Annotated in this window: 2 protein-coding genes and 1 pseudogene; 1 reads left to right on the top strand and 2 read right to left on the bottom strand. The window is 69.5% G+C overall.

From position 1 onward, the window contains the following. Window positions 1-95: 95 nt before the first annotated feature. Both QH283_RS16710 and QH283_RS16705 read right to left on the bottom strand, forming a co-directional pair. Window positions 96-428, bottom strand: coding sequence for a hypothetical protein (locus QH283_RS16710; RefSeq protein WP_280503912.1), 333 nt, complete (start codon window positions 426-428; stop codon window positions 96-98). 376 nt (window positions 429-804) lie between these two features. After that, a pseudogene (locus QH283_RS16705) lies at window positions 805-1,644 on the bottom strand (hypothetical protein); the annotation flags it as partial. A 65-nt stretch (window positions 1,645-1,709) separates the two neighbouring features. Here QH283_RS16705 and QH283_RS16700 point away from each other — a divergent pair. Then, window positions 1,710-2,735, top strand: a complete 1,026-nt coding sequence (locus tag QH283_RS16700) for a Ppx/GppA phosphatase family protein (RefSeq protein WP_280503911.1) — start codon at window positions 1,710-1,712, stop codon at window positions 2,733-2,735. The last annotated feature ends 138 nt before the right edge of the window (window positions 2,736-2,873 follow it).

Genomic DNA, 2,873 nt, shown 5'->3' with positions numbered 1-2,873 from the left:
GCCGGGGCCTTGTCTGTGTCCTCCCGGTCCTCCCGCTGCCGGGGAGCACGCCAGTGTCGCGGCCCGCGTCTGCCACAGGGCGGCCCGCGTCTGCCTCAGGGCAGGTAGACCCAGGCCGGGCCCAGGCCCGGCACCTCGGTGGGGCGCAGGTCGATCCAGCCGAGATCGTCCTCCTGCTTGCAGTCGTAGTAGGCGACCGTGTCGCCGTCGCCGCGGCAGGCGATGGTGCGCGAGGTGCCGTACGGGCTCACGATCAGCTGCTTGCCCTCGTTTCCGGCCTCGAGCGCGCCCGGGCCGAGTCCGTCCACGAACGCGGCGGTGACATCCGAGTACTGGTCGGGGTCGGCGGCGGGCTCGGCGTGCGCGGCACCGGCGGCGGCCAGCGCGGCGCCCGCGGCGATCGCTGTGATGGTCAGGACTTTCCTCATGGAGGACATGTAACGGCATGTCACGCCGCGTTCCGGTACGCGGGGGTGCGGAAATGGCCGCGATCTGCGGCGATATCTCCGACTCAGGCTGAGCGAAATTCCGGCCGGCGGAAATTCGGGGTCCGCGTTTCCGGGGCGTGGAATTCGGGGTCGGTGATGCCGAAAGCGATGTGTCGTGTATCACATCCGATCGCCGGGGTTCGGATCTGCGGAGGTCGACGTCGACCTCGATGACCAGCTCGTCGGCGTACTCGTCGGGACCGATCTTCTCGGGGTCGATCCCTTCCGAGTCGATCTCGTCGGGGCGGATCTCGTCGGCGCGGAACGCTCCGGGATCGGTCGTGTCGACGCCGGCCTCGCGCGCGGCGGCGTATCCGGCCGCGCGGGCGGTGGCCGGGTGCACCGCGATCAGCCCGAGCCCCTCACGCCTGCGGCAGTGCCTGGCCAGTTCCTCGTAGGCCGCCTCGCCGAGCAATTCGGTGAGTTCGGGGGCGTAGCTCTGCCAGACCGGCCGGGCGCCGACGTGCGCGTCCGGCGAGCCCGAGCAGTACCAGGACAGATCGACACCGCCGGGACCCCAGCCGCGGCGGTCGTACTCGCTGACGATGGTGCGCAGGATCCGCACGCCGTCGGGGCGGTCGACGTACTCGTAGGTGCGGCGGATGGGCAGCTGCCAGCAGACGTCCGGTTTGACCGTGTGCGGCGGCAGACCGCGCCGCAACGCCATGGTGTGCAACGCGCAGCCCGGTCCGCCCTCGAAATCCGGGCGGTTGAGGAAGATGCAGGCGCCGTCGTGGCGGCGGGTGCGCAGGGCGGGCTCGTCGTCGAGTTCGTCGAGCTCGAGATAGCCCTTCCTGGTGATCCGGCCCTTCTCGTTGCGGGCTTCGCCCATCAGTTGCCAGTCCTGCGGTGTGAGCATTTTCACAGCGTCGCGGAGGCGTTGCCGGTCGTCCTTGTCGGTCAGGAAGGCGCCGTGCGAGCAGCAGCCGTCGTCGGGCCGGTCGGAGAGGATGCCCTGGCAGGCCGGAGTGCCGAAGACGCAGGTCCACCGGGACAGCAACCAGGTCAGATCCGCCGCGATCAGGTGCTCGTCGTCGTTCGGATCGACGAACTCGATCCACTCGCGCGGGAAGTCGAGATCGACCTCGGGAGCCGGGGTGATCTTGTTTGCCGGATGTGGCCTGTTCGGGTTGTCCGCCGCTGCGCTCACCGTCACGGACAGTGACGCTAACAGTCCCCTCGGCCGCACGTAACAGCTGGTCGACCCAGTACCGTGTTCTTGTGCGCCTAGGGGTACTCGACGTCGGAAGCAATACCGTCCACCTGCTCGTCGTGGACGCGCATCGCGGTGGCCACCCCATGCCGATGAGTTCGACGAAAGCCACACTGCGGCTGTCGGAGAACATGGACGACGACGGCTGCCTGACCGAGTCGGGGGCCCGGCGGCTGATCGACACGGTGGCCGAGTTCGCCAGCATCGCCGAGACCTCGCAGTGCCAGGAGCTCATGCCCTTCGCCACCTCGGCGCTGCGCGACGCGACCAACTCCGAGGACGTGCTGGAGCGGGTCCGCGAGCAGACCGGCGTGCAGCTGCAGATCCTCAGCGGCGAGGACGAGGCCAGGCTGACCTTCCTCGCGGTGCGCCGCTGGTACGGCTGGAGCGCCGGACGCATCCTCAATATCGACATCGGCGGCGGCTCGCTGGAACTGACCATCGGCGGCGACGAGGACCCCGATGTGGCGCTGTCGCTGCAACTGGGCGCGGGCAGGCTCACCAGGCAGTGGCTGCGCGAGGATCCGCCCGGCAAACGCCGGGTCGCGGTGCTGCGCGACTGGCTCGACGCCGAGCTGGTGGTGCCCGCCAAACAGATCAAGGCCGCGGGCCAGCCCGACCTGGCCGTCGGCACCTCCAAGACCTTCCGTTCCCTGGCCAGGCTGACCGGCGCGGCTCCGTCGGGCGCGGGCCCGCGGGTGCGACGTACACTGACCAGTTCAGGCCTGCGTCAGTTGATCGCGTTCATCTCCAGGATGACGGCCTCGGACCGGGCGGAATTGGAAGGCGTGAGTGCGGATCGGTCGCAACAGCTCGTGGCTGGGGCGCTGGTCGCGGAGGCGAGTATGCGGGCGTTGTCGCTGGACAGCATCGAAATCTGTCCGTGGGCGATGCGCGAGGGGCTGATCCTGCGCAAACTGGATACCGATCCGAACGGTGGGCCGGTGGTCGCGGTGCCCGGCGCGACGATCAACACGGTGCCACTGTCCGAGAGTGACGGCGCGAAATCGGGTCCGATCGAAACGGTGTCGTGATGAGCGAGGATTCCAAGCAGCTGTCGGTGGCGGAGCTGCTGGCCAGGAACGGCAAGCAGGCGCCGTCCGGCGGTGGCAGGCGACGGCGCGGCAGCCGGGGCATCTCGGTGGCCGAGTTGACCGGCGACCTGCCGGTGA

The sequence above is a fragment of the Nocardia farcinica genome (genome assembly GCF_029867845.1).
GTDB lineage: Bacteria > Actinomycetota > Actinomycetes > Mycobacteriales > Mycobacteriaceae > Nocardia > Nocardia farcinica_A.
Note: the sequence above shows the minus strand (reverse complement) of the source record. Positions and strands in the feature narration are given on the sequence as shown.